We start from the raw sequence: 24,917 nt of genomic DNA, 5'->3' as shown, positions 1-24,917 counted from the left end.
AAACGACACCATGAAAAATCCCACTTTCAAAATATTAGCTTTTGCCTGTTTGGTATTTACTTTTGTATTTACAGGATGCAAGGAAAAATCTTCTACCATGGGTTCCAAGGAGCTGGCCATGAATACCTCGGAAACTCCTAAACCAATTGAAAAAAAGAAAAAGGCAAAACCACTATCGGAAGAATTTAAAGCATATTGGTACGCTGGGAATGCAGAAATAACCTCGTATAAACTAGAACAAGCACGTTATGGACAAATAAGAGACGGTCACTCTGTTCTCATTTACGTTACTGAACCATTTCTTCCAGAAAAACAAGTGAAAGCAGATAGAAATGGGCGAAATAATGTATCTGTACTAAAGTTAAATACCACAAAAAAATACTTGACAGGAATTTATCCATATTCTGTTATGAGTAGTGTTTTTTATCCGGTTCATGATAATCAGCATGCCATAAAAACCAGCTTTTCCATGCAAGAATGGTGTGGACATGTGTATTCACAAATCAACAATCGGGATCAGTTTGAATTGACATCCCATTCCTATTTTGAAAGTGAAGCTGACAGAGAGTTTAAAATGGAAAAGAATCTATTGGAAGATGAAATTTGGGCCAAAATTAGAATCAACCCACAAGATTTGCCCATAGGCAATCTTAAAATCATTCCTTCATTGGAATACACCCGTCTAAGGCACAAACCAATCAAGGCATATGATGCCATCACCTCTTTAAATTCAAAAAATGGTTTGAATAGTTATACCATTACCTATCCAGAATTGGAAAGGGCCCTTACCATTAATTTCTCTGCTGATTTTCCTCATACCATTGAAAGTTGGACAGAAGATTTTAAGAGCGGATTTGGTCCCAATGCCAAGATAATGACCACTAAGGCCACTCGATTAAAGTCTCTTAAAACCCCATATTGGGGACAAAATGGCAATGAAGATTTAATACTTCGAGACAGTTTAGGATTATGATTTCTAGTATGTTTTTGCCAAACATACCTTGTTAAAGATGTTCTAAATTACGTCTGCTGTGGTTTGAATCTTTCTATATTTGAAATAACCACTAAAAAACCATCTATGCGATACTTTTGGGCCGGCATTGTGGCCATTGTCATTGTAACCTCAAATCTAAGTGCCCAAAAACCAACAAAACCTACGTCAGCAGAAATTTATCACAGCCTTCAAAAGTTGAATTTTTTGGGTACTGCATTGTATGTTGCCGCCCATCCGGATGATGAAAATACACGACTTATTTCATATTTATCAAATCACGATAAAGCTAACACAGTTTACCTCTCATTAACTCGAGGAGATGGTGGACAAAACTTAATAGGCTCTGAATTGCGAGAACTTTTAGGTGTCCTCAGAACCCAAGAATTGTTGGCTGCCCGAAGGGTGGATGGTGGAGAACAGTTATTTTCCCGCGCGAATGATTTTGGTTATTCTAAGTTGCCCAAGGAGACACTAAAAATCTGGGATAAAGACAAAGTCCTTGGGGATGTTGTTTGGGCCATTCGTACCCTAAAACCCGATGTGATCATCAATCGTTTTGACCATAGGACCCCCGGAACAACCCACGGTCATCACACGTCCTCGGCCATGTTGAGCTTAGAGGCCTTTGACTTGACCAATAATCCAGATTCATATCCAGAACAACTTAACTATACATCCACATGGCAACCCAGAAGGATGTTTTTCAATACCTCCTGGTGGTTTTACGGCGGTCGAGAAAATTTTGAAAAAGCCGATAAGTCCAATATGCTAAAGTTGGACATCGGTGTTTATTATCCAGAACTCGGACTTTCCAATAATGAAATCGCTTCCGTGGCAAGTAGTCAACACTTATGCCAAGGTTTTGGCAGATTGACCACGAGAGGAACACAAGAAGAATATGTAGAATTGCTAAAAGGTGACCTACCTGCTTCCAATAATTTGTTTGATGGCATCAATACAACTTGGTCACGTGTAAAGGGTGGTGATGCTGTAGGTTCCATTTTATATGAAGTTGAAAAGAATTTTGATTTTAGGAATCCATCCAAACATGTTCCACAATTAGTTGAAGCCTATAAACTATTACAGCAGATTGAAGATGAACATTGGAAGGCCTTAAAATCCAAAGAGCTGAAATCACTGATTCTAGCATGTACTGGACTTTATTTAGAAGCCAGCTCTTCTTCAGCTTCCACTACTCCAGGTGATAACGTCAAAATTCAAATTGAAGCTCTGAACAGAAGTTCCCAAAATATTATTCTAAAAGAGGTGAAATTGGTAGGTACTACTTCTACAATCGCTCCCAATCAATCGCTATCCAACAACGAAAAGAAAAATCTGGAACTGGACTTCACTGTGCCAGCGGATACGGAATATTCCAGTCCCTACTGGCTTAATGAACCGGGAAGCTTGGGAATGTATGTGGTACAAAATCAAAAAATGATTGGAAAACCAGAAACTCCAAGTGCATTTAACACCTCTTTTGTATTGGATTTTGATGGGGTTGAAGTAAGTTTTGAAAAACCAGTTGTTCATCGATTTTCAAAACCAGACAGAGGTGAATTGTACGAACCCTTTGTTGTACTACCTAAAGCCACCTCAAAAATTGAAGAAAAAGTCCTGATATTTTCTGATGAAAGCACCAAGGATGTCATAGTAAAAGTAAGAGCTGGTAAAGATGATATTGAAGGCACTGTGGTATTGAACCATCCACAAGGTTGGGAAGTTTCACCAAAAAGTGCTGTTTTTTCAATTGCTCAAAAAGGCCAAGAACAATCCATCATTTTTAAAGTAACACCACCAACATACGAAAGTGAGGGGAAAATAACCCCTGTTGTAACCATCGGGAATCAAACGTTCAGCAAAGAACTTGTTGAAATTGCCTATAATCATATCCCTAAACAATCCATTTTGTTGCCATCTGAAGCCAAAGTTGTTCATATGGCCATCCAAAAATCAGGTGAGCATATCGGATATATCATGGGAGCTGGCGATAAAGTGCCTGAAAGTTTGGAACAGATCGGATATCAAGTTCATACTATTGATCCTGATGATATCCAAAAAGGTTCTTTGGATAAATATGATGCAATAGTGGTTGGTATCCGAGCTTACAATGTTGTAGACGCATTAAAATTTAAGCAACCCTTATTGTTCGATTATGTGAAGAATGGCGGCAATATGATTGTACAATACAACACCGCTGGCAGATGGTCCAAGCAATTTGAAAATATTGCTCCATATGATTTGACCCTTTCAAGAGACCGTGTTACAGATGAGACTGCCAAGGTGAATATCATATCCAAAAACCACTCTTTGGTAAATTTTCCAAATACACTGCAAGAAAGTGATTTTGATGGATGGGTGCAGGAAAGAGGACTCTATTTTCCAAAAGAATGGAGCACGGAATTTACCCCAATATTATCCATGAATGATGAGGATGAAGCTCCTAAAGAAGGAAGTCTACTTGTTGCTCCCTATGGTGAAGGCTACTATATTTACAGCGGACTGAGTTTTTTCAGGGAACTTCCCGCAGGTGTTTCGGGAGCATATAAACTATTTGCCAATATGCTTTCCATTGGAAAAGATGAAGTAAAAACAGAGAATAATGTCAAAGGATAGTGAAGCAAACGATTCCCAATGGAAAAAAGAATACTCTTTGGTTGTTCTTTTGAACATCATCTATGTTTTGATTTTTTACGTCATCATGGCACTAAATAACTAAACCTTAATGAATGTACTTGATTGGATAGTTCTTGGCGGCACGCTGCTATTTATTGTTGGATATGGTGTTTGGAAAACCCGTGGCAGCAAGAATGTTGATGATTACGTAAGAGGCGGAAATGATGCCAAATGGTGGACCATCGGACTTTCAGTAATGGCCACCCAGGCCAGTGCAATAACCTTTTTGTCAACTCCAGGACAGGCTTTCCACGATGGAATGGGTTTTGTACAATTCTATTTTGGACTGCCTTTGGCCATGATTGTGATCTGCTTGGTTTTTATTCCCATTTATAGAAAATTGAAGGTCTTCACCGCTTATGAAATGTTGGAAGGTCGATTTGATTTAAAAACCCGGACACTTACCGCAATTTTGTTTTTAGTCCAGCGGGGACTGGCTGCTGGAATAACCATTTTTGCCCCTTCCATTATTTTATCAGCAGTTTTGGGGTGGGATTTGCGCACCCTCAATATTATAATTGGTATTCTGGTTATTATCTACACCGTTTCCGGTGGAACAAAAGCAGTAAGTGTAACCCAAAAACAGCAGATGTTCATCATTATGGTGGGAATGTTCTTTGCTTTCTTTTTTATTTTGGGTTCACTCCCAACTGGGGTATCATTCGGAGAAGCTCTTAAAATTGCTGGGGCCAACAATAAGCTTCAAATTTTGGATTTTACTTTGGACACCAATAACCGTTATACATTTTGGAGTGGTATTACCGGTGGTTTCTTTTTGGCTTTGGCCTATTTTGGCACCGATCAGAGCCAAGTACAACGATATCTTTCAGGAAAATCTGTACGGGAAAGTCAGTTAGGATTGATTTTCAATGGGCTTTTAAAAATTCCGATGCAGTTCTTCATCCTACTGGTTGGGACCATGGTCTTTGTTTTTTATCAGTACAATTCTTCTCCATTAAATTTTAATCCAGCTGCTACTGAAGCCGTCATGCAATCTGAGCATGCAAAAAATTACGAATCCCTTGAAAATGGTCATTTAGAACTGGAAAAAGAGAAAAGAATGGCTCAGGAATCATTTTCTGCCGCCTTGGAACTTAAAGAATATAATGCCATACAACAGGCCAAACAGGATATTGTCAAAATCAACCAAAGGGAAAAGGCCAACAGAGATGCTGCCAAAACTTTGATTGCACAAGCCGATGATTCTGTTGAAACGAATGACAAAGACTATGTGTTCATACATTTTATATTGGAAAATCTTCCCATAGGCCTTATTGGACTTTTATTGGCGGTCATTCTTTCTGCTGCCATGTCTTCCACTGCTTCGGAATTGAATGCTTTGGGAACCATCACCGCACTCGATCTCTATAAAAGAAATCAGAAGGAGGAGCATGATGAACAGCACTACGTAAAAGCAACTAAAGCATTTACTCTACTTTGGGGCATTTTGGCCATAATTATTGCTTGCGTTGCCAATCTTTTTGATAATCTTATTCAGCTTGTAAACATTATTGGTTCCATTTTCTACGGAAATGTACTGGGCATTTTTCTACTGGCATTTTTCTTTAAGTTCATTAAAGGTAATGCTGTTTTTGTTGCTGCCATTGTAACGCAAATCATCGTAATCATTGGCTGGTATTTGGATTGGATGTCGTATTTATGGCTAAACGCCTTTGGGTGTGGCCTTGTTATTCTACTGGCACTTTTGGTACAGGCATTTGATGACTTTCTGGATAAACCTCCTGTAAAGACATAAAAAAACCCACTTAAAAAAGTGGGCTTTGTTTGACTTATCAAAAAGTGGAAACTATTATAGAGCTCCCCACTCTTTTAGAGAATCTTTATTCAGTTTTACGTAGTCGGTATTTCCTTCCTCTTCAGCAACAGCCATGGATTTTTTAGCTGCCTCAATGGCTCCTTTTTTGTCACCAAGCTTGGCATAGATCAAAGATTGCTTGCGCATCATCCAAAAACCTTTATCATTCATGGATACTGCTTTATCTATCCATTCTTTTGCTTTGTTCAAGTCTTTTCCTTCATCCATATAGTATGAAGCTGCAGCATAATAATCGTTGGCATTGGGACCAGCCATTACAGATTCAATACTCTTGGTAGCTTTAGCAGCGGTAGGAACTTCAAATTTTACGCCCACATAAACTTTTTCCCACATAATCCCCAACGTAGCGCCGTTATTATGCATATCATCAATGGTTATGGTAAATGTCTCAATAGGCATTGGAATAGGGTAAACCTCGGTCTTTACCGTAGCAGCTACCTTAGAAGCATCCCAATTTCTTGGAGTACCCCAGTTATTGGTGTCAGAATAAAAGATTACTTCCCAAACTGCTTCACCTGGTCTGGTGAAAATAGCATAAGAACCAGCTTTCAGTTCTTTACCTTGAACAACTACATCATCACTAAAAGTAATGGTAGTATTCTTATTGGCTCCAGTTCTCCATAGTGCATCATAAGGCACCAAGTCACCAAAAATTGTTCTTCCTCGCATAGATGGTCGGGAATATTCTACTTTAACTTCTGTTAGACCAACAGTTTGTTTAAGCTTTGAATCTGGACTAGGTTGTGGAGTTTGCATTTGCGCCTCCATAGCTATAGAAAGCAATGCAACGAAAACAAATAATACTAATTTTTTCATAGGAATAGTGTTTTAGCTTGTTAGTGAAACAAATCTAACCAGAAAGGAATATTTCGGTTGTTAAGAAAGCCTTAAAAGAATGAAGCCTTTCATTAATCTTCTGCAATCTGATTTTTGTTTTGTTTAATTATTTTATTTAAATATTAAACAAAATGATGGTATATTTGTTAAAAATCAATCGATGAAATTATATCAGCTACGTTCTAAGCAACTATTGCCAATCACCAAGAAAGAGGCATGGGAGTTTTTGTCCGACCCTAATAATTTAAAAGTCATTACCCCTGATCATATGGGTTTCCATATCCTCTCAGGTGCAGAAAAAAAGATGTTCCCTGGTCAAATCATCCAATATATTGTTAAACCCTTTCCTTTTCTGGCTACTAAATGGGTCACTGAAATTACCCATGTTGTCGATGGCGAATATTTTGTTGATGAACAGCGTTTTGGTCCTTATGCCCTATGGCACCACAAACACTTTTTAAAAGAGGTTGATGAAGGTGTTGAAATGGAAGATGTTATTGATTACAAAATTCCTTTTGGCATTATCGGGCAATTGATGCATCCCATATTGGTAAAAAATCAATTGAAGAAAATCTTTGAGTATCGCGAACAAAAATTAACCGAGCTTTTTGGCGAAGTTGCACAAATTGAAAATATATTGGAATTAAAGACCATATAGTATGAAAAAAAACATCCTACTTATTGGTGGCTCCTACGGAATTGGCTTCGAAATTGCCCAACAACTCTCCAGTAATTATAGTGTTTTTGTAGCATCTAGATCCAAAGAAGAACCCTCTGGCTTACATGTTACCCATATTCCTTTTGATCCCTTAAAAGATGATATTTCCCAAAAAGAAATTCCTGAAGAAATACATGGCTTTGTTTTCTGTCCTGGCAGCATAAATTTAAAACCATTTAAAATGCTGAATATGGATACCTTCCAAAAAGATATGGAACTCAATTTTTTCTCCTTGGTAAGAGTTGTTAAGTCCATCATACCAAAAATGGCAGAAGGCTCCTGTTTGGTATTCTTCAGTACCGTAGCGGTGGAAACAGGAATGGCTTTTCACACTAGTGTTTCATCAGCAAAAGGAGCCATTGAAGGCTTTGCCAAAGCATTAGCTGCTGAGTATGCTCCTAAACTCAGAGTGAATATTATCGCTCCCTCTTTAGTTAATACTCCCCTAGCCTCAAAATTGCTCAATAATGACAAGAAAATTGATGCAATGTCTCAGCGACATCCGCTAAAGCGTGTTGGTAATGCTAAAGACATCGCTAATATGGCAACATTTTTACTCAACTCTGAAAATAGTTGGATTACCGGTCAGGTATTTCGTGTGGATGGAGGTATGTCAACCATAAAACTCAATTCGTGAAAGAAAAAATTTCGATTTTTTGGTTCCGACGCGATTTACGGTTGGATGACAACGTAGGACTGTACCAAGCGCTGCAAGGTGAGCACCCCGTGCTCCCAATTTTCATATTTGATTCGGAAATCTTGGAAAAACTTCCCAAGGATGATACAAGGGTGAATTTTATACATCTTAGATTGCAACAGCTTCGAAAAGAACTTCAGGATAATTACGGAAGCGGCATTGCTTTATTTCATGGCCTCCCAATTTCCATTTTCGAAAAATTAGCTTCCAAATACGACATTCAGACTGTTTTTACCAATCATGATTATGAACCTTATGCCATCAACCGCGATGCTCAAGTTGAAAGTTTGTTGATAACCAAGGGCATCAAATTTAAAACTTTTAAAGATCAGGTAATATTTGAAAAAGATCAGATTCTTAAGAGTAATGGTGAACCCTATGTAGTTTATACGCCTTACATGAAACGATGGAAGGAGAAATTTAAGCCTTCAGTAGATGTATTGTTGTATGATACACATCCATTGCTACATAAACTTTTTCAGACGGAGGATTTGCCTAATCTAAGTCTAAGTGAGATTGGCTTTGTACCTTCAAAAGTAAAAGTGCCAGATTATAGAGTAACCCCCAAACTTATTCAAAACTATGGAGATACAAGGGACTATCCAGGCATTGCCTATGGAACATCTCGATTGGGTCCACACCTACGTTTTGGCGCAGTTTCCATTCGGAAAATGGTTAAAAAAGCCATAGCGGAAAAAAATGAAGTGTTTTGGAATGAGTTGATTTGGAGGGAATTTTTCATGCAAATTTTATGGCATTATCCACATACTGTCAAAAATGCATTTAAACCGCAATATGACCGTATTATTTGGCGTAATGATATAACAGAATTCGAAGCTTGGAAAACTGGTCGTACGGGATATCCACTTGTAGATGCTGGAATGCGCGAATTGAACGCCACAGGATATATGCACAACCGTGTTCGAATGTTGGTGGCCAGTTTTTTATGCAAACATCTTTTAATAGATTGGCGGTGGGGTGAAGCTTATTTTGCCAAAAAATTATTGGATTTTGAATTGGCCAGCAATGTTGGTAATTGGCAATGGGCAGCGGGAAGTGGTGTGGATGCTGCTCCTTATTTCAGGATTTTTAACCCAACTACCCAACTACAAAAATTTGATCAACAACGAGAATATATCCATAAATGGATCCCAGAACTACAAGAGCTGAGCTACCCTAACCCAATTGTTGATCACAAAATGGCTAGAGAACGATGCCTAAAAGTGTACAAAGAAGCTATTGGTTAACTCTTTTTCAGTATTTTTAATACTCATTTTTCTCCCAAATCTTCGAGAAACAATTTAAGTGGTTAATCCACAGTGTTTTATCATTCAGTTAGGCTAATTCAAATAATCATATAATGAAAAAAGTTTCTCTATTACTTATTCTCTGTCTGATTTCGATACATCTGACAGCACAAAAACTCAGTTCAAACAAAAAAGCCGTTATTGCTTCAGTTGAGGCACATAAGGAAAACCTTATAAAATTAAGTGATTCCATATGGACTTATGCGGAAACCGCTTTTAATGAATCCAAATCTTCGGAAGTTTTGGCCAATTATGCGGAAAAAAATGGTCTGACCGTTACCCGAGGCGTTGCAGATATCCCTACCGCTTTTACAGCTACTTATGGTTCTGGACAACCAGTAATTAGTGTTTTGGGTGAATTTGATGCACTTCCAGGTCTATCCCAAAAAACTGTTCCCACCAAAGACCCAAGAATCAATGGTGCCCCAGGACATGGATGTGGCCACAATTTATTTGGTGCGGCAAGTTTAGGGGCCGCTATTGCCATTAAAGAACAAATTGAAGCCGGTAAAATAAAAGGTACTGTAAAGTTTCTGGGTACTCCTGCAGAAGAAAAATATTTTGCCAAAGTTTGGATGGTTAAAGCTGGTCTTTGGGACGATGTGGATGTCAATATTAGTTGGCACCCAGGAGCCCATACAGAAGCTAGTGTTCAAAGTGGTCTATCTTTAATCGACTTTATCGTTGAATTTTACGGTCAAGCTGCGCATGCTTCAGCTGACCCATGGAACGGGCGTAGTGCATCCGATGCTCTAGAACTTTATACTACTGGCATCAATTACTACAGGGAGCATATTATGCCTTCTTCACGTATACATTACCACATCCAGGATGGCGGACAAGTAGTGAATGTAGTGCCTGATTATTCTAAAATTTGGGTAAGAGTTCGTGATCCCAAGAGAAAAGTTATGCTACCCACTTACGAGCATGTGAAGAAAATGGCAGAAGGAGCAGCAATTATGGCCAATGTAGACTATAAAATTTCTCTGGTTTCTGGGATTTATGAAACCTTGGTAAATCGTTCTGGTGGTGCAATCATGCAAAAAAACCTAGAGCTTTTAGGCTCCATATCCTACACTGATGAAGAAGTGGCCTATGGAAAAGCCATTCAAAAAGCAACTGGAAAACCAGAGGTTGGAATGGATAGTAAAATAGAACCCTTGAGAGAGACTGAAGAGACTCCGGGAGGTGGTTCAACCGATGTGGGCGATGTAAGCTGGAACGTACCCAACATCAATCTAAGCGTTACCACTGCTCCAAAAGGCACACCTTGGCACTCATGGGCCGTAGTGGCCTGTGGCGGTATGAGTATAGGTCATAAAGGAATGGTCTATGCTGCAAAAGCTATGGGAATGACCATGTTGGATTTATTTGAGAATCCAAAAATGGTGGTTAAAGTAAAAGAAGAGTTCAAGACCAGAAAAGGTGACGAAAAATATGAGGCCATGATTGATGGCCCACCACCTATCGGGAGTAACTAAAATTTATTGATCAATGAAGCAATATCTGGTGTTCTTGTGCTTGGTTGTATGTGCAAGCTCCAAGGCGCAACTAAACAAACTGGACATTTTTGACAACTTGGTAGGAAAAACTTGGGAAGCTGAAGGTGAATGGGGTGATGGTTCCAAATTTAAACAGGAAATCACATTCCAATACAGTTTGGACAGTACTTTGATCATTGCCGATTCCAAAGGGTTTACCAACAAAGAACAAACTAACTATGGTCCCAGAAACCATGGTATCCGAAAATTGGACCCGCAAACCAATAGTATCAAGTTTTGGGAGTTTGACATTTTTGGTGGCACTACTGAAGGAAGTGTAAAAAGCAAGGACAAGGACATCATTTATTCATATGCGTATGGGGAATCTACAATAACCGATTATTGGGCCTATGTGGATGACCATACGTATGATTTCACTGTCGGTGCCTATAAAGATGGTGCCTGGGAACAAACCTATCTAAAAACACAATTTAGGGAGGTAATCCCAAATTTTGATTTTCAATTTGACCATTATTCAGTTGTGGTGACCAAACTACAGGAAACCGGAGATTTTTATCGGGACATATTTGGGTTGAAAGAAATTCAACATCCAGACAGAAAACCTGGTTTTAGATGGTTCCAAGTCAAAGGAAATTCACAGATACACTTGATTGAAAAGGATGTCATCGAATTTAAAAAAGATAAAAGCATTCATTGGTGTCTGGCTACTCAAAACTTAAATGGTTTTATTCAACATTTGGTTGCGAACAATATTGATTATTTTGATTGGCCGGGAACCAAAAGCGCAGTGACAGACCGTTCTGATGGCGTGAAGCAAATTTACATCCAAGATCCTGAAGGATATTGGATAGAGATAAATACTGTAAAGCATTAAGCATGAACAATCCCATTCTTCAAACTTTCCCATTAAGTTTTCCTTGGCAGACCCAAGATCCATTTTTGTTTTGTGTATACCATTTGGACCATTATCCAAAGGGAAGTGGAAATCTAGGTCCAGACCCAGCATTGTTGGAAGGGAGAAGTTTGGGAAACGATTTTGACCCTACCCAAAAATGGCGTATGTATCACGGACAGACCATTCCAGGATTCCCCTATCATCCGCATCGAGGTTTTGAAACCGTCACAGTGGTGAACAAAGGTTACTGTGACCATTCTGATTCACTTGGTGCAGCAGGGCGATTTGGTGAAGGTGATGTACAATGGATGACAGCAGGAAGAGGTGTTCAGCATTCAGAAATGTTTCCATTGCTACATACTGAAAAAGATAATCCTTTAGAACTGTTCCAAATTTGGCTGAACTTACCTAAAGAGGATAAATTTACTGAGCCTCATTTTAAAATGTTATGGCATGAAGACATTCCATTCATTGAGGAAGAAAATGCTCAAATAAAGGTCATTGCAGGAAACTACAAAGGTGCCCTAGCCAATGAACCAGCTCCCAATTCATGGGCTGCCAACGAAGAGAATGAAGTAGCCATTTGGAATATCCATGTTGATGCAAATACAACCTACACATTACCAAAGGCCAGTTCTGACGTAACGCGTACACTTTATTTTTATGAAGGAACTGAAATTTTTGTTGATGATCGAAAAATAAACCCAAATTTTGGAATCGCCTTGGATGCTTCCCAAGATTTGACCATTAAAAATGGTGCTGAAAAAGCTCACTTTTTAATGCTTCAGGGCAAACCAATTAATGAGCCAGTTGCCAAGTATGGTCCTTTTGTAATGAATACCGATGAAGAAATTCAACAGGCAATGGAAGAATATAGGTTGACCCAATTTGGCGGGTGGCCTTGGCCCTACCCTGACAATGCCCATGATAAAGACAAAGGACGTTTTGCACTCTACCCTGATGGCACTCTGATAGAAAAAGATTGATTTTTTCTGAATTTGTTACATTTTGAGTATTAAAAATATTGTATTTGATATTCTTGTTGAAGCTAAAATTTATCTCAAATAATTTCCTATCTTTCCTTTTAAATAAAGGAATGGGATGAAGTTGAGCCGCTCATTGATTTATGTAATATTCCTCTGTTTTTTTGTTCTGAACCTTGGTTTTGCCCAAACACAAAAAATCGACAGTCTCAAGAATTTAGTTGAAACTGCCCATGACACCACAAAAGTCAATGCACTAAGATGGTTGGGCACATATACCAGGTCTGAGAGTAAACAAATGGCTTTGGACTATGGCCTAAAAAGCTTAGAGAAATCCATAGCAATCGGTTACAAAAAAGGAGAAGTTATGGCTTTGAATGCCGTAGCAACCACTTATGGAATAACCGGTGATTATGTTAACTCCCTTGATTATTTAAAACAAGGCTTGGCTAAAGCTATGTCCTATAAAGATTATGAAAATCTTCTTACCACCTATAATGTTTTGGGAATAGTCAATAAACGAATTGGAGACTACAAAACCAGTAAAGATTATTATTTGAAGGCAGTAAAACTGGTGGACTCTCTAAATCTTGATCATGATGTATCTTTTATCTACACCAACTTAGGAATCCTCTACGATTTATTGAATGATGAGGATAAAGCCATTGAAAGCTATGAAAAATCACGGGAATTATACCGTGGTGACAATCGTGAGGCGCATGAAATTAATATCCTAAGCAACCTAGCGTTAATCGACGATAAGCATCAAAATTACCATGCTGCACTGGACAAACTGCTAAAAGTGTCCGAGTACTATGAAAAGGAAAAAGATTTTGCCAAGTTAGCCTTGCAATACAACAATATTGGATTCTATTACCTAAAACTAAAACAGTGGGAAATTGCCAATCAATACCTTCAACAAGCATTGGATACGGCGGAGCAACTCTCTTTAAAACAAGAAATTCATCTTATTTATTATAATCTAAGTGATTTAAAATTTCAACAGAAAAAATACTCAGAAGCAATTTTTTTCGCCAATAAAAACTTAGAATTATCCGCAGTCTATAACCTAGGGTATTCAAAAAAATTCGATGCGCACGAAAAAGCGTCAGAAATTTATGAAGCCATGGGTGAATACCCAAAATCCATATACCATCAAAAAATGGCAATGGCCTACAAGGATAGCCTATTGGATGCAACCAAAGTAAAAGAAATTGAAAAGCTTCAAATTCAATATGATGTTTATTCCAAGGATAAAGAAATTAAAGAAGGGGAATTGCAAATGGCTTTGCTCAACACCCAAGTTTCAGCCAAAAACAAACGTCTTTATTATTTGGCGACCATAGTTGCTCTTTTACTATTCTCTATGTTATTGCTCTTCTTTAGATATCGCAGCAAAAACAAATCCAACCTACAACTTCAGGAGAAAAATGAGCTTATATCCAATCAAAAAATGGCTATTGAGGAAATGAACCAAAAATTGGAAAAAAGCATGCTTCGGGCCCAAATGAATCCCCATTTTATCTTCAATGCGCTAAATTCCATACAACATTTTGTACATTCTGGTGACACAAAAAACTCATTAAAATATTTGACGAAATTTTCCAAACTATTACGTCAGGTACTGGAAAGCTCCGTCAATATTATATTACCCCTGAACGATGAAATTGAGTTGCTCAAAATTTATGTTGAATTGGAATCCTTGCGTTTTGACAACTCCTTCAACTATACTTTTCATATTGATGAAAATTTGGATGTTTATGCCTACGAAGTGCCAACACTTCTAATTCAACCCTATATAGAAAATGCCATACTCCATGGATTGATGCCTAAAAAGGGGGACAAAAAACTTGAAATTTCGTTTCTAGACAAAGAAAATTATGTGGAATGCATTGTGGAAGATAATGGTGTTGGATTTCTAGCAGATGCCAAAACCAATAAAAATAATCCCTCAAGAGGTATGTCCATTACCGCAAAAAGAATTGAAGCATTGAGAAAATTTTCCAATGAACAACTCATTTCAATCGAAAATTTAAATATTGGTGATGCATCTGGAACAAGAGTAACCATTCTTATTCCGAAAGACCATTAAAAGTTGAGAGAAAATACTATTAGACCCTAACTATATTAGCTCCAATAGCCCTTAAACGTTCATCGATATTCTCATAGCCCCGGTCAATTTGTTCAATATTATGAATCGTAGAGGTTCCTTTTGCAGAAAGAGCGGCTATCAGTAGGGAAACTCCAGCTCTGATGTCTGGTGATACCATGGTAGTAGCTTTCAAGGTCGATTTAAAATCATGACCAATTACAGTAGCACGATGCGGGTCACACAGAATAATCTTTGCACCCATATCAATTAGTTTATCCACAAAGAAAAGTCTACTTTCAAACATTTTCTGATGGATAAGTAATTCTCCCCTAGCTTGGGTAGCCACCACCAAAATAATACTTAACAAATCTGGTGTAAGACCTGGCCATGGTGCATCAGCAATAGTGAGGATGGAACCGTCAATAAAACTCTGTATTTGATATCCTTTTTCATGCTTGGGAATAAAAATATCATCACCTTTACGTTCTAAAGTAATTCCCAATTTTCTAAATGTTCCTGGTATCTGTCCCAGATCATCCCAACTGACATTTTTAATGGTAAGCTCGCTTCTGGTCATCGCCGCCAATCCAATCCAGCTACCAATCTCAATCATATCGGGTAACATGGTATGCTCAGTACCACCCAGTTTTTCAACACCTTCAATGGTCAACAAATTAGAACCAACTCCAGATATTTTAGCCCCCATTCTATTCAACATCTTGCACAGCTGCTGCAAATAGGGTTCGCAAGCTGCATTGTAGATGGTAGTTGTACCTTCAGCTAAAACCGCAGCCATAACAATATTAGCGGTTCCCGTCACCGAAGCTTCATCTAAAAGGAGATAGGCACCTTGAAGTTTCTTGGCTTCAACACCATAAAAATATTCCTCTCTATTATATCTGAATTTTGCTCCCAATTTGATGAATCCTTCAAAATGGGTGTCAAGTCTCCTTCTTCCTATTTTGTCACCACCAGGTTTTGGAATATATCCTTTACCGAATCTTGCCAATAAAGGTCCCACCAACATAATGGAACCTCTCAATCCACGACCATCTTGTTTGAACTTATCGGACTGTAAATAGTCCAAATTAACATCATCAGCCTTAAATGTATAGGAACCTTTTCCTTTTTTTTGGATTTTGACCCCCAAATCCTCAAGCAGAAAAATCAACTTATTGACATCAATGATATCAGGAATGTTATGTATTGTTATTTTCTCTTCGGATAGCAATACTGCACAAAGAATTTGTAGTGCTTCATTCTTTGCACCTTGGGGCGTAATTTCACCATGCAATTGCCGGCCACCCTCTATTCGAAATGTTCCCATGGATTCCTTTGGAATTTAGTACCTTTTTTTTCTGTTTCGCTGTCCTTTTTTATTAGAACCATTTCGGTTGGACTTATTTTGGCGATTTTTCAAGAACTGCCCACTTTCCGTCAAAGTTTCACCATCTGGTGCCAAATCTATTTCACCATTGCTCAACTCTTTGAGATGATTAAAGATTGCAGCATCCTCAACAGTGTCCTTGTTCCAATTCAAATAGCACTTTTTCATGTGGTTGGCAATGGCATATTCTAATCCTGAACGCATATCGCCCTTTTCCCATTTAACGGCCACATCTATCATTCTTTTGATGTTATTGCCGTAGAATCGGTATTTAGGATGGTTTTGGGGATATTCCAAAGGTTCTGGACGCTGTCTCAATACCTCTTGGGAAGTAATGGGAAATGGAGAATCTACATCCAATTTAAAATCGGACATAATGAACAATTGATCCCAAAGTTTATGCTGAAAATCAGGAACATCCCTTAAATGGGGCTGAAGATTGCCCATTACACTTATTATGGACTTTGCTACTTTATTGCGTTCGTCTCTATCCGCAATGGATACCGCATGATCCACCATTTTTTGAAAATGACGCCCATACTCTGGGATAAAAAGCTTTGGACGTTCTGTATTGTATTCTAAATTATCGACTAAATTCAAATTAAAAGATTTAATGAAATATTATAATTGGGAAGTTCAACTGAAAACGTCTGCAAAATAAGAAAATTATGCCAATCCGCCGTTTTACAGGGAAATTACCCCTTCTACATGTGAAACTTCCTTGTATTTGGCAATGACCTCATCTGGATTTTGTAAATGTACAGTAATTGAAACACTGGTATAGGTTCCTTTTTTTGATTTTTTGGATTCTATAACTGCCCCAGTATTATCAAAAATATCAGTTATCTGGGCAATTCTTGCTTCATCCGTAGGAACAATAAATTTATAAAGATAGTTGGAAGGCCATGAAGTATTCTCCAACAATTGTTCTTTTAGACGTGCATAAAATGCATCTGTACTTTCCTTCTCCATGCCACTAATTTTTACAAATATATGGCTTAACCAACAATTTTTTTTCCTTCTACCTATTTCATTACTTTGTGTTAATAAATAATTGTGCTTGAGCAAAAATAAAGTAGTCATCACAGGAGCTCCGGGAACTGGAAAAACGTCCATTGTAAATGGGTTGGAAGAGCGAGGATTTCAGTGCTTTCATGAAATCATAAGGGATATGACCCTAAAAGCCAAACAAGAGGGGGATTCCAAAGAACATATATCCAATCCTTTGGTTTTTGTGGAAGATGCCATGCAGTTCAACAAAGATTTGCTTTATGGAAGAGCAAAGCACTATCAACAATCCCTGGAAATTGATATTCCCCTAAGTTTTTTTGATAGAGGCATTCCAGATGTGCTGGCCTATATGGATTTTTTTGGGCAATCGTACGGAGAAGAATTTATCCATACCTGTAAGGAAAATCGATATGATATCATTTTCATTGTTCCTCCTTGGAAAGAAATATATGTTTCGGACAACGAAAGACTTGAAACCTTTGAGGAAGCCGAAAAAATTCATGATGCCCTGATGAACACCTACAAAGAATTTGACTATAACCCCATAGTAGTTCCAAAAGATGGTGTAACGCAACGAATAGACTTCATTCTGAAAACCCTTAACCAAGTTTAGTGCAAAAGGACACCAAAACAGTTTTAAAGGAATTTTGGGGTCATGATGATTTCAGAGGCTCCCAAAAAGCCATTATTGACCATATTCTCTCCCAAAAAGATGTACTGGCACTTATGCCAACTGGTGGTGGTAAATCTATTTGTTATCAAGTTCCTGCATTGACATTAAAAGGTATCTGTATTGTGGTTTCTCCGCTGGTTGCGCTTATTCAAGACCAAGTAACGCAATTAAAGAACAAAGGTATAAAAGCAGTTGCACTCACAGGGGGAATCTCTTCAAATGACCTCATTGACCTTTTGGATAACTGCATTTATGGAAACTATAAGTTTTTATATCTATCCCCTGAACGTTTGCAACAATCCATGGTACAGGAACGAGTTCGTGAAATGGATGTGAATCTTATCGCTATAGACGAAGCACATTGTATCTCTCAATGGGGCAATGATTTTAGACCTGCCTATTTAGATTGCTCCATACTGCGTGAATTAGCTCCCAATGCTCCCATGATTGCCCTTACGGCAACAGCAACTCCAAGAGTTATTGATGATATCGTTACTAATCTTCAATTAGAAAAAGCCTCTATTTTCAAAGATTCCTTTGCAAGGGAAAATATTGTTTTTCGCGTAAAAATAATCGAAGACAAACCATATCAACTCAAAAAATACATGGGTAAAATTCCCGGGAGTTCCATTGTTTATGTACGTTCCAGAAAAATGTCCGTGACTCTTGCTGATTTTTTGAACAAAAATGGTTTTAAGGCCGATTTTTTTCATGGAGGAATGTCCAAAGAGGAAAAAAAAGAAAAACTGAATCTTTGGCTTGATAACAAAAACCGCATAATGGTCGCCACCAATGCCTTTGGCATGGGTGTAGATAAGCCCGATGTTCGCTTGGTGGTACATTATCAAATTCCTGATAGTTTGGAAAGCTATTTTCAAGAAGCTGGAAGGGCTGGCCGTGATGGCAATACCTCCACAGCTATAATTTTAGCGACCCACGAAGATTCTGAACTGGCCAAACAGCAATTCTTGTCATCCTTACCCGATGTTTCCTTTGTGAAAAAGGTGTACGTGCAACTGAACAATTATTTTCAGATTTCATACGGTGAATCAGTCTCTACCCCTTTTACCTTTAAATTCAATAAGTTTTGCAAACGCTATGGATTCAATCCAAATACAACATATCAAGCCCTTAGGGTATTGGACCAAAATTCGGTCATAGCACTTTCAGAAAATTTTACCGAAAAAACACTGTTGAAATTTGTAACCACAAGAGCCCATATTTTCAATTATTTTGAAAAGAATCGCAAATCGGCACCAATCATTCAAACTATTTTGAGGACTTATGGTGGTATTACAGAACATGAGACCAAAATCAATCTATATCTCTTATCAAAAAAGACTGGAGAATCTGAAAAAGGACTCAAAAAAATACTCAAACAGCTTCATCAAGATGGTATTGCCGAATATCAAAATAAAACAAGCGACTTAGAAATTAGTTTCTTGGTTCCCCGAGAAGATGACCGCACCATAAATCCTTTTGCAAAAAAGATAAAGGATTTCAATGCTGTTAAACAAAGTAATATGGCTGCCATGTTGGGTTATGTTGACAATAAAAAAAGCTGTCGCAGTCAATATATCCTTGAGTATTTTGGTGAAAAGTCTGTCGAAAAATGTGGCATATGCGATATTTGCACCAAAAAAGACAAGCAAGTTTCTCCAAAAAAGTTGGAAGAAAAAGTAATCTCCTTGTTACAGATAAGTCCAAGTACCTCAAGAAAATTGGAACAACTGACCGGAGTAAATGAAAAACTACTGCTAAAAATTTTAAAGAAATTGCTTGAAGACGAAATCGTCTCTGTAAATAGAAGAAATGAATACACTATTGAAAACTAAAGCACTTAAAATTGTATTTATGGGCACTCCAGAATTTGCCGTTGCAAGTTTGGAATCCTTAATGAATGCTGGATTTGAAATTGTAGGAGTTATTACCGCTCCTGACAGACCGGCTGGTAGAGGAAGAAAAATCCATGAATCAGCTGTAAAACAATTTGCCAAAGAACATGGATTGAAAGTTTTGCAACCTACCAATCTAAAGGATGAAGCGTTTTTAGATGAATTAGAAGATTTAAAAGCCGACATACAAGTTGTGGTGGCCTTTAGGATGTTGCCCAAAGTGGTTTGGAATATGCCAAAATACGGCACTTTCAATCTTCATGCCTCCCTTCTTCCCCAGTATCGAGGAGCTGCTCCTATTAATTGGGCCATAATCAATGGGGAAACAGAAACAGGCGTTACCACTTTTTTTATTGATGAAAAAATTGATACCGGTAATATTATCCTACAGCAAACCGAACCTATCCATTTAGATGATAATGCAGGAACCCTACATGATCGCCTTATGGAAACGGGAGCTCAGTTGGTCGTTGAAACTTGTATGCTGATTGAAAAAGGAAAGGTAGAGACCACAATGCAAAAAGTGTTAGGGGAACTAAAACCTGCCCATAAAATACATAAAGATACCTGTAGGATGGATTGGACCGCTCCTTTGGTTGAAATACATAATCACATCAGAGGCTTGAGCCCCTACCCTGCTGCCTGGACAACTTTAGTGAACAATGGTAAAGAGGAAAACATCAAAATATATAAAACAGAGATGGAACCTGCTGAACACCATGAAAAATTGGGGCAAATCCTTGCAGATAAAAAAACATTAAAAGTTGCCGTAAAAGATGGCTACCTACATCTTTTGGAAATTCAATTAGCTGGAAAAAGGAAAATGCAAGTTGCAGAAGTTTTGAACGGACTAAATCTTGACAAAACTGCCCATCTTCGCTAAACCCTTGCTATTACTAGGCTGGCTAAAAACCATCGTTTTTTTGCGACTTTATCAACAAACGTTCCAAGTTATCAACAAAAACCCCTATTTCCCTAGGTTTTACTTGCGTTAAAGGCAAATCCGTCTAAATTTGTTCAGCATTAAAATTATTTTAACAACAATTAATTTCATTCTATTATGAACAAAACAGAGTTAATCGATGCAATGGCAGCTGATGCAGGCATCACTAAGGCAGCAGCCAAAAAAGCATTGGAATCTTTCTTGGGAAATGTAGAGGGATCTCTTAAAAAAGGAAACAGGGTTTCTTTAGTTGGTTTTGGTTCTTGGTCCGTATCTAAGAGAAATGCCAGAGAAGGTAGAAATCCACAAACTGGTCAAACCATCAAGATTGCAGCTAAGAATGTAGTAAAATTCAAAGCTGGTGCAGAATTGAGTGGTGCAGTAAACTAATTAGAAATAATTTTAAATATACAAAAGCACCTCTACCAAGGTGCTTTTTTGTTTTTGGTATTCCCCCGTTTTTGTTATTCCAGTAGATTATATTACATTTAATTATAAGATTCTTGAGAAAATGGTGAGCCACGAACCAAAAAAAGGACAACTCTTAATTGCTGAACCCACTCTTACGGGCGATGTCTCCTTCAACAGGTCTGTTGTGCTTTTGGCAGAGCACAACCAGGAAGGTTCTGTTGGATTTATCCTCAACAAACCCCTGGACTATACCATTTGTGATCTTATTTCGGAAATAACCATTCCCTTTAAAGTTTTTAATGGAGGCCCTGTGGAGCAGGATAATCTTTACTTTATCCATAAGGTGCCTCATCTTATTGATGATAGCATTGAAATATCTGATGGTATTTTTTGGGGTGGTAATTTTGAAACAACGGTGGAACTCATCAATAATGAAACCATTACAGAGCAGGACATTCGTTTCTTTTTAGGGTATTCTGGTTGGGGTTCCAGACAATTGGATGAAGAACTGTCCTCCAAATCATGGGTGGTCGTTCAAAATGAATTGGAAAGTAATATCCTTAAAAAAGCTTCCACTGCTTTTTGGAAAGAGAAAATGGTGGAATTGGGAGGCAACTATCTCTTATGGTCCAATTCTCCGGAAAACCCTTCTCTTAATTAGACTGACTTATTCTTGCAATGGCGTTCAGTTTTCCCAATAGATTTTGGGCAACAGCATTACCAAATTCCTTTTTTCTGTATTTACTGATTGGTTGAATGCCCGTAACGGAATTGGTTATAAATATTTCATCCGCTTTTTGTAGTTCAAATGGTGATATAGATTCTTCCTTCAACTGAAAATCTTCAGATTTAGACAAAACATCCAATAGCTTTTTTCGAATGATTCCATCCAAACAACCATCACTTAAGGGTGGCGTTTTTATCACACCTTTAGAAACCAAAAATATATTGCCGTTAATGGCTTCTACAACACTTTTGTCATTATTTATCAGGAGACAGTTGGCATAACCATTCTCTTCGGCATATACGCTGGCGACAACATTGGTGAGCTTATTAGTGGTTTTTAAGTTGGAAAGCATATCCTTATTGATATAGTAGTCCTTAAAAAGTTCCACTTCATAAGTCTCGTTGTGAAGCATATAAAAAGGAGATTCCAATTCTCGTACTTCTATCAAATAAGAAATCTCATTGGTTTTTGGCCTATATAGTCCCCCTTCTTTTCTAAAAACAGTTAAACGTACTCGTACAGCACCATTTATCAATTTATTTTCCCCAACCGTTTTTTTGATTTCATCCTCTAAAAATTCTAAAGTAAAATCCATAGGGATTTCCATACGAAGGATACGCATGGACGCCATCAACCTAAAATAATGGTCTTCCCAAAAGAACAAGGTGCCATTTACATAGCGAACCGTCTCAAAAAGACCGTCCCCAAACTTTAATCCCCTATTGCCAGATGAGAATATTGCCGCATCCGCTGGAAAAAAATCACCATTGAAATTTACCATAAAAAAAGCCTTGAAAAAATCAAGGCCAAATATACGTTATAGTTAAGAATCCGTTAGGTTGATCCAAGTACTTGTTTTAAATCCGATACTTGGTTTTCCCAAAGCATTTTTGCCTCATCCACCTCATCTTCCTCGGCAAAATCAGTAATAAAGAGGGAAACATCTTTCGTAATTTCATCCACAATGATTCGCATTTCAAAATAAGAGTCGTCGTCACTTTCTTCCCAAGCAAACTTTACAAACTCATCACTTTTTCGTTTTAGCATTTTTGCCATCTCTTCAGCACCATCCCAAATAAAAGTAAACATTTCACTACGGGAATTTACGTTATCTGCATACCACTCTGATAATCCAGAGGGTGTGGAAATATATTGGTAAAGTAGCTGTGGAGAAGCTTGTATGACAAATTCAATTTCAAATTTAACCTTATCGCTCATTATTCGCTCTATTTTTTCCTTTTCAACAATGATATAATTTGGGAAGATAAAAAAATAAATATCAAATAATAAATTAATACTGAATTTTGATTGGGGAAAAATTAAACTTTATATTTGCACCCGCTTAAACAAACCATGGCGAGGTAGCTCAGCTGGTTAGAGCGTCGGATTCATAACCCGGAGGCCGAGGGTTCAAGTCCCTCTCTCGCTACAAACAAAACCAGGACAAATTGTCCTGGTTTTTATTTTCCAATAGTTTATCCCCAGTATCTACACTATATAATATCCATTTTACGAAGTAAAAAAGAGGCGTTCATATTTTTGCATATTCCTTTTCTCAACATATAATCGAAATGGAGTTCGTCATTGACTATTTCGGTTTCAAAAAAATAATTTTTAACCGTTTTGTGCTCTTTTGACAATTCACACAAGCTAAGGTCATGCGTGGCTATGATTCCAGATACCCCCATGCTTGTTAACTTTTTAATAAGTTCCTTAGAGCCAGATGCCTTATCCACACTATTGGTTCCTTTTAAAATTTCATCCAGTACCACTAAATATTCATCCTCTTGCAATTGCTCCATAACAAACTGTAGACGAGATAGTTCTGCAAAAAAGTAAGAACTATTATCGGTAAGAGAATCTTCAGTACGCATGCTTGTAATCAATTTAATGGGGTTGTATTGACTACGTTCTGCACAAACTGGCAAACCCGAATTGGCCATAATTATATACAAAGAAATTGTTCTGAGGAAAGTACTTTTACCGGCCATGTTTGCGCCGGTTATGATAAAAAAGTCGTCTCTCATCAGTTGTAGATCACTATTTATTCTTTTTTTATTTGGAATAAGTGGATGCCCCAAAGATTTGGCATTTATCCGCAACTGGTCACTTGCCAGAATTTCAGGGAAATTGTACGTTGGATGGTTAAACGCAAAGGTTCCCAAAGAATTGAAAGCATCAAAAAAAGCTACTGTCTTTAACCACTGTTCTACTTCGTTGCGATATGCTTCTACCCACTTTTCAATTCTGCGCGAACATAACAAGTCCCATAAAAAGAATCCGTTGCCTAAAAATGCTACAATAAGATTGTTTCTATTATCCAAAGCGTCCAAGGCTTGGGAGAACTTCTTAAAACTTTCTGAAGCTAAAAGCCCATTAGACTCAATACTTTTCCTTTGTGATTTTAATATTGAAGCACTAAACTCCTCGCTTTCAATTTGAGATAACAATTTAGCATATTGCTGCAAGTCTTTTCTAATGCGACCCGTTTTTGTACTTAGGGTGTTTACTTGTTTTAAACGAGCAGCCGTAATGCCAAGACCCAGCAACAACCAATAAAATGCTGCTTGTGGGTTTATATGTCCAAAAACAGAACCAAAAATCAGAATTGTGGAAATTATCCCAAAAATTGGAACAACCCATTTAAAATAAGAAGAAACAAAAGGGACATATCCCTTCAACCAAGCAACAATACTTACATTGGTAACATCATTTTTTATCATCCGGGCCAATGCTGTGTAATTTTGTCGCCATTCTATTTTGGAAGACAGTTCCTTTATTGCTTCTTGACGCTCTAATATTCCTAAAATATTGTTTGAAGCAAGTACTTGGGCCAAATGTTGGGTTCCTTCATGAATTCCTGTTCTGTTGATGTATTGAAAAAAAGAACCCCTTCCAAATAAATCCACATCCGAACTGTAAAAATGATTGGCCTCCTCATACTCTTTGCCATCATATCTATTCAAATAATCTCCCCTATGAATTTCCAGCTCTTCTTCATTTATGGCCGCCAATTCTTTATGCAATCTGTATTCCTCCTTCTTGGATTCATACATTCGAATCAAAAAAACAAAACCCACTACCCCAATAACCACAATGCATAAAGTGGTTATGGTATTTTCAAAAAAGAAATAGGTCAAAATTGTGGTGATAACAAATACCATTAACCTTAAAAAACCAATAAGTTGTAATCTCTCATTGTTTTTTTTCAACAGTATGCTGAACCCTTGAAGCCGTTCTTTATAAAATGAAATTGGATCTTGCATAAAAAAGTAAGCGAAGAAATATTAGAATTGTACAAAAGAGTAAATATAAAGTCAATAATTAGAACA

Annotated in this window: 22 protein-coding genes and 1 tRNA gene; 16 read left to right on the top strand and 7 right to left on the bottom strand. The window is 37.6% G+C overall.

Translation table 11 applies throughout. From position 1 onward, the window contains the following. Positions 1 to 10: 10 nt before the first annotated feature. The 3 genes from HJC33_RS12050 to HJC33_RS12040 all read left to right on the top strand — a co-directional run bounded on the left by HJC33_RS12050 (position 11) and on the right by HJC33_RS12040 (position 5,426). Positions 11 to 973: a septum formation inhibitor Maf gene (locus tag HJC33_RS12050; RefSeq protein ID WP_171659078.1), complete on the top strand. Its 963-nt coding sequence runs from the start codon at positions 11 to 13 to the stop codon at positions 971 to 973. Between the two features lie 105 nt (positions 974 to 1,078). Further along, positions 1,079 to 3,610, top strand: a complete 2,532-nt coding sequence (locus tag HJC33_RS12045) for a PIG-L family deacetylase (protein WP_171659077.1) — start codon at positions 1,079 to 1,081, stop codon at positions 3,608 to 3,610. Between the two features lie 109 nt (positions 3,611 to 3,719). Then, entirely contained in the window at positions 3,720 to 5,426 is a 1,707-nt protein-coding gene (locus HJC33_RS12040; RefSeq protein ID WP_171659076.1) for a sodium:solute symporter family protein, read from the top strand. 54 nt (positions 5,427 to 5,480) lie between these two features. Here HJC33_RS12040 and HJC33_RS12035 read toward each other — a convergent pair whose 3' ends face one another. Continuing rightward, complete coding sequence (locus tag HJC33_RS12035) at positions 5,481 to 6,323, bottom strand: DUF2911 domain-containing protein (protein ID WP_171659075.1); 843 nt, start codon at positions 6,321 to 6,323, stop codon at positions 5,481 to 5,483. Positions 6,324 to 6,504: 181 nt separating this feature from the next. On the opposite strand from HJC33_RS12035, the gene HJC33_RS12030 reads away from it, so the two are divergent. From HJC33_RS12030 to HJC33_RS12000, 7 genes are all read left to right on the top strand, one after another. After that, positions 6,505 to 7,002, top strand: a complete 498-nt coding sequence (locus HJC33_RS12030; RefSeq protein WP_171659074.1) for an SRPBCC family protein — start codon at positions 6,505 to 6,507, stop codon at positions 7,000 to 7,002. Position 7,003: 1 nt separating this feature from the next. After that, the gene (locus tag HJC33_RS12025; RefSeq protein ID WP_171659073.1) at positions 7,004 to 7,699 is read left to right on the top strand and encodes an SDR family NAD(P)-dependent oxidoreductase; all 696 of its coding nucleotides are present in this window, start codon (positions 7,004 to 7,006) and stop codon (positions 7,697 to 7,699) included. Further along, a complete protein-coding gene (locus HJC33_RS12020; RefSeq protein WP_171659072.1) occupies positions 7,696 to 9,006 on the top strand; it encodes a cryptochrome/photolyase family protein in 1,311 nt (436 codons plus the stop codon). The genes HJC33_RS12025 and HJC33_RS12020 overlap by 4 nt, the downstream gene beginning before the upstream one ends. Before the next feature lie 113 nt (positions 9,007 to 9,119). Further along, complete coding sequence (locus tag HJC33_RS12015) at positions 9,120 to 10,547, top strand: amidohydrolase (protein ID WP_171659071.1); 1,428 nt, start codon at positions 9,120 to 9,122, stop codon at positions 10,545 to 10,547. A gap of 13 nt (positions 10,548 to 10,560) precedes the next feature. Next, a complete protein-coding gene (locus tag HJC33_RS12010; RefSeq protein WP_171659070.1) occupies positions 10,561 to 11,442 on the top strand; it encodes a VOC family protein in 882 nt (293 codons plus the stop codon). A 2-nt stretch (positions 11,443 to 11,444) separates the two neighbouring features. Beyond that, on the top strand, positions 11,445 to 12,449 hold the full coding sequence (locus HJC33_RS12005) for a pirin family protein (RefSeq protein WP_171659069.1): 1,005 nt from the start codon (positions 11,445 to 11,447) through the stop codon (positions 12,447 to 12,449). Positions 12,450 to 12,564: 115 nt separating this feature from the next. Continuing rightward, positions 12,565 to 14,538 (top strand): tetratricopeptide repeat protein, encoded by a 1,974-nt coding sequence (locus HJC33_RS12000; RefSeq protein WP_171659068.1) that lies wholly within the window; start codon positions 12,565 to 12,567, stop codon positions 14,536 to 14,538. A 19-nt stretch (positions 14,539 to 14,557) separates the two neighbouring features. On the opposite strand, the gene murA is transcribed toward HJC33_RS12000, so the two are convergent. From murA to HJC33_RS11985, 3 genes are all read right to left on the bottom strand, one after another. Then, positions 14,558 to 15,865 (bottom strand): UDP-N-acetylglucosamine 1-carboxyvinyltransferase, encoded by a 1,308-nt coding sequence (gene murA, locus HJC33_RS11995; RefSeq protein WP_171659067.1) that lies wholly within the window; start codon positions 15,863 to 15,865, stop codon positions 14,558 to 14,560. Positions 15,866 to 15,880: 15 nt separating this feature from the next. Continuing rightward, the gene (locus HJC33_RS11990) at positions 15,881 to 16,525 is read right to left on the bottom strand and encodes a DUF4290 domain-containing protein (RefSeq protein WP_171659066.1); all 645 of its coding nucleotides are present in this window, start codon (positions 16,523 to 16,525) and stop codon (positions 15,881 to 15,883) included. Between the two features lie 84 nt (positions 16,526 to 16,609). Next, positions 16,610 to 16,897, bottom strand: coding sequence for a DUF493 family protein (locus HJC33_RS11985; RefSeq protein ID WP_171659065.1), 288 nt, complete (start codon positions 16,895 to 16,897; stop codon positions 16,610 to 16,612). A gap of 88 nt (positions 16,898 to 16,985) precedes the next feature. Between HJC33_RS11985 and HJC33_RS11980 the strand changes: the two genes are divergently transcribed. The 5 genes from HJC33_RS11980 to HJC33_RS11960 all read left to right on the top strand — a co-directional run bounded on the left by HJC33_RS11980 (position 16,986) and on the right by HJC33_RS11960 (position 21,519). Continuing rightward, positions 16,986 to 17,549, top strand: coding sequence for an AAA family ATPase (locus tag HJC33_RS11980; protein ID WP_171659064.1), 564 nt, complete (start codon positions 16,986 to 16,988; stop codon positions 17,547 to 17,549). Then, a complete protein-coding gene (locus HJC33_RS11975; RefSeq protein WP_171659063.1) occupies positions 17,549 to 19,444 on the top strand; it encodes a RecQ family ATP-dependent DNA helicase in 1,896 nt (631 codons plus the stop codon). Before HJC33_RS11980 ends, HJC33_RS11975 begins: the two co-directional genes overlap by 1 nt. Further along, positions 19,422 to 20,387 carry a methionyl-tRNA formyltransferase gene (gene fmt / locus HJC33_RS11970; protein WP_171659062.1) on the top strand — a complete coding sequence of 322 codons (966 nt, stop codon included), beginning with the start codon at positions 19,422 to 19,424 and terminating at the stop codon, positions 20,385 to 20,387. Before HJC33_RS11975 ends, fmt begins: the two co-directional genes overlap by 23 nt. Before the next feature lie 177 nt (positions 20,388 to 20,564). Then, positions 20,565 to 20,837 carry an HU family DNA-binding protein gene (locus HJC33_RS11965; protein WP_171659061.1) on the top strand — a complete coding sequence of 91 codons (273 nt, stop codon included), beginning with the start codon at positions 20,565 to 20,567 and terminating at the stop codon, positions 20,835 to 20,837. Positions 20,838 to 20,958: 121 nt separating this feature from the next. Then, the gene (locus tag HJC33_RS11960; protein WP_171659060.1) at positions 20,959 to 21,519 is read left to right on the top strand and encodes a YqgE/AlgH family protein; all 561 of its coding nucleotides are present in this window, start codon (positions 20,959 to 20,961) and stop codon (positions 21,517 to 21,519) included. Here HJC33_RS11960 and HJC33_RS11955 read toward each other — a convergent pair. Together HJC33_RS11955 and HJC33_RS11950 are read right to left on the bottom strand one after the other, a co-directional pair. Further along, complete coding sequence (locus HJC33_RS11955; RefSeq protein ID WP_171659059.1) at positions 21,512 to 22,366, bottom strand: aminotransferase class IV; 855 nt, start codon at positions 22,364 to 22,366, stop codon at positions 21,512 to 21,514. The two genes, HJC33_RS11960 and HJC33_RS11955, sit on opposite strands and share 8 nt — an antisense overlap. 53 nt (positions 22,367 to 22,419) lie before the next feature. After that, positions 22,420 to 22,803, bottom strand: coding sequence for an START-like domain-containing protein (locus HJC33_RS11950; RefSeq protein ID WP_171659058.1), 384 nt, complete (start codon positions 22,801 to 22,803; stop codon positions 22,420 to 22,422). A 137-nt stretch (positions 22,804 to 22,940) separates the two neighbouring features. Between HJC33_RS11950 and HJC33_RS11945 the strand changes: the two genes are divergently transcribed. After that, positions 22,941 to 23,014: transfer RNA gene (locus HJC33_RS11945), tRNA-Met, on the top strand. A 64-nt stretch (positions 23,015 to 23,078) separates the two neighbouring features. Here the strand turns inward: HJC33_RS11945 and HJC33_RS11940 are convergent. Continuing rightward, positions 23,079 to 24,851: a MutS-related protein gene (locus tag HJC33_RS11940; RefSeq protein ID WP_171659057.1), complete on the bottom strand. Its 1,773-nt coding sequence runs from the start codon at positions 24,849 to 24,851 to the stop codon at positions 23,079 to 23,081. Positions 24,852 to 24,917: the final 66 nt, after the last annotated feature.

The sequence above is a fragment of the Flagellimonas amphidinii genome, from assembly GCF_013090115.1.
GTDB classification, from domain to species: Bacteria; Bacteroidota; Bacteroidia; order Flavobacteriales; family Flavobacteriaceae; genus Flagellimonas; species Flagellimonas amphidinii.
The sequence above is the reverse complement of the archived record's forward strand: the minus strand, read 5'-3'. Positions and strand labels throughout refer to the sequence as shown.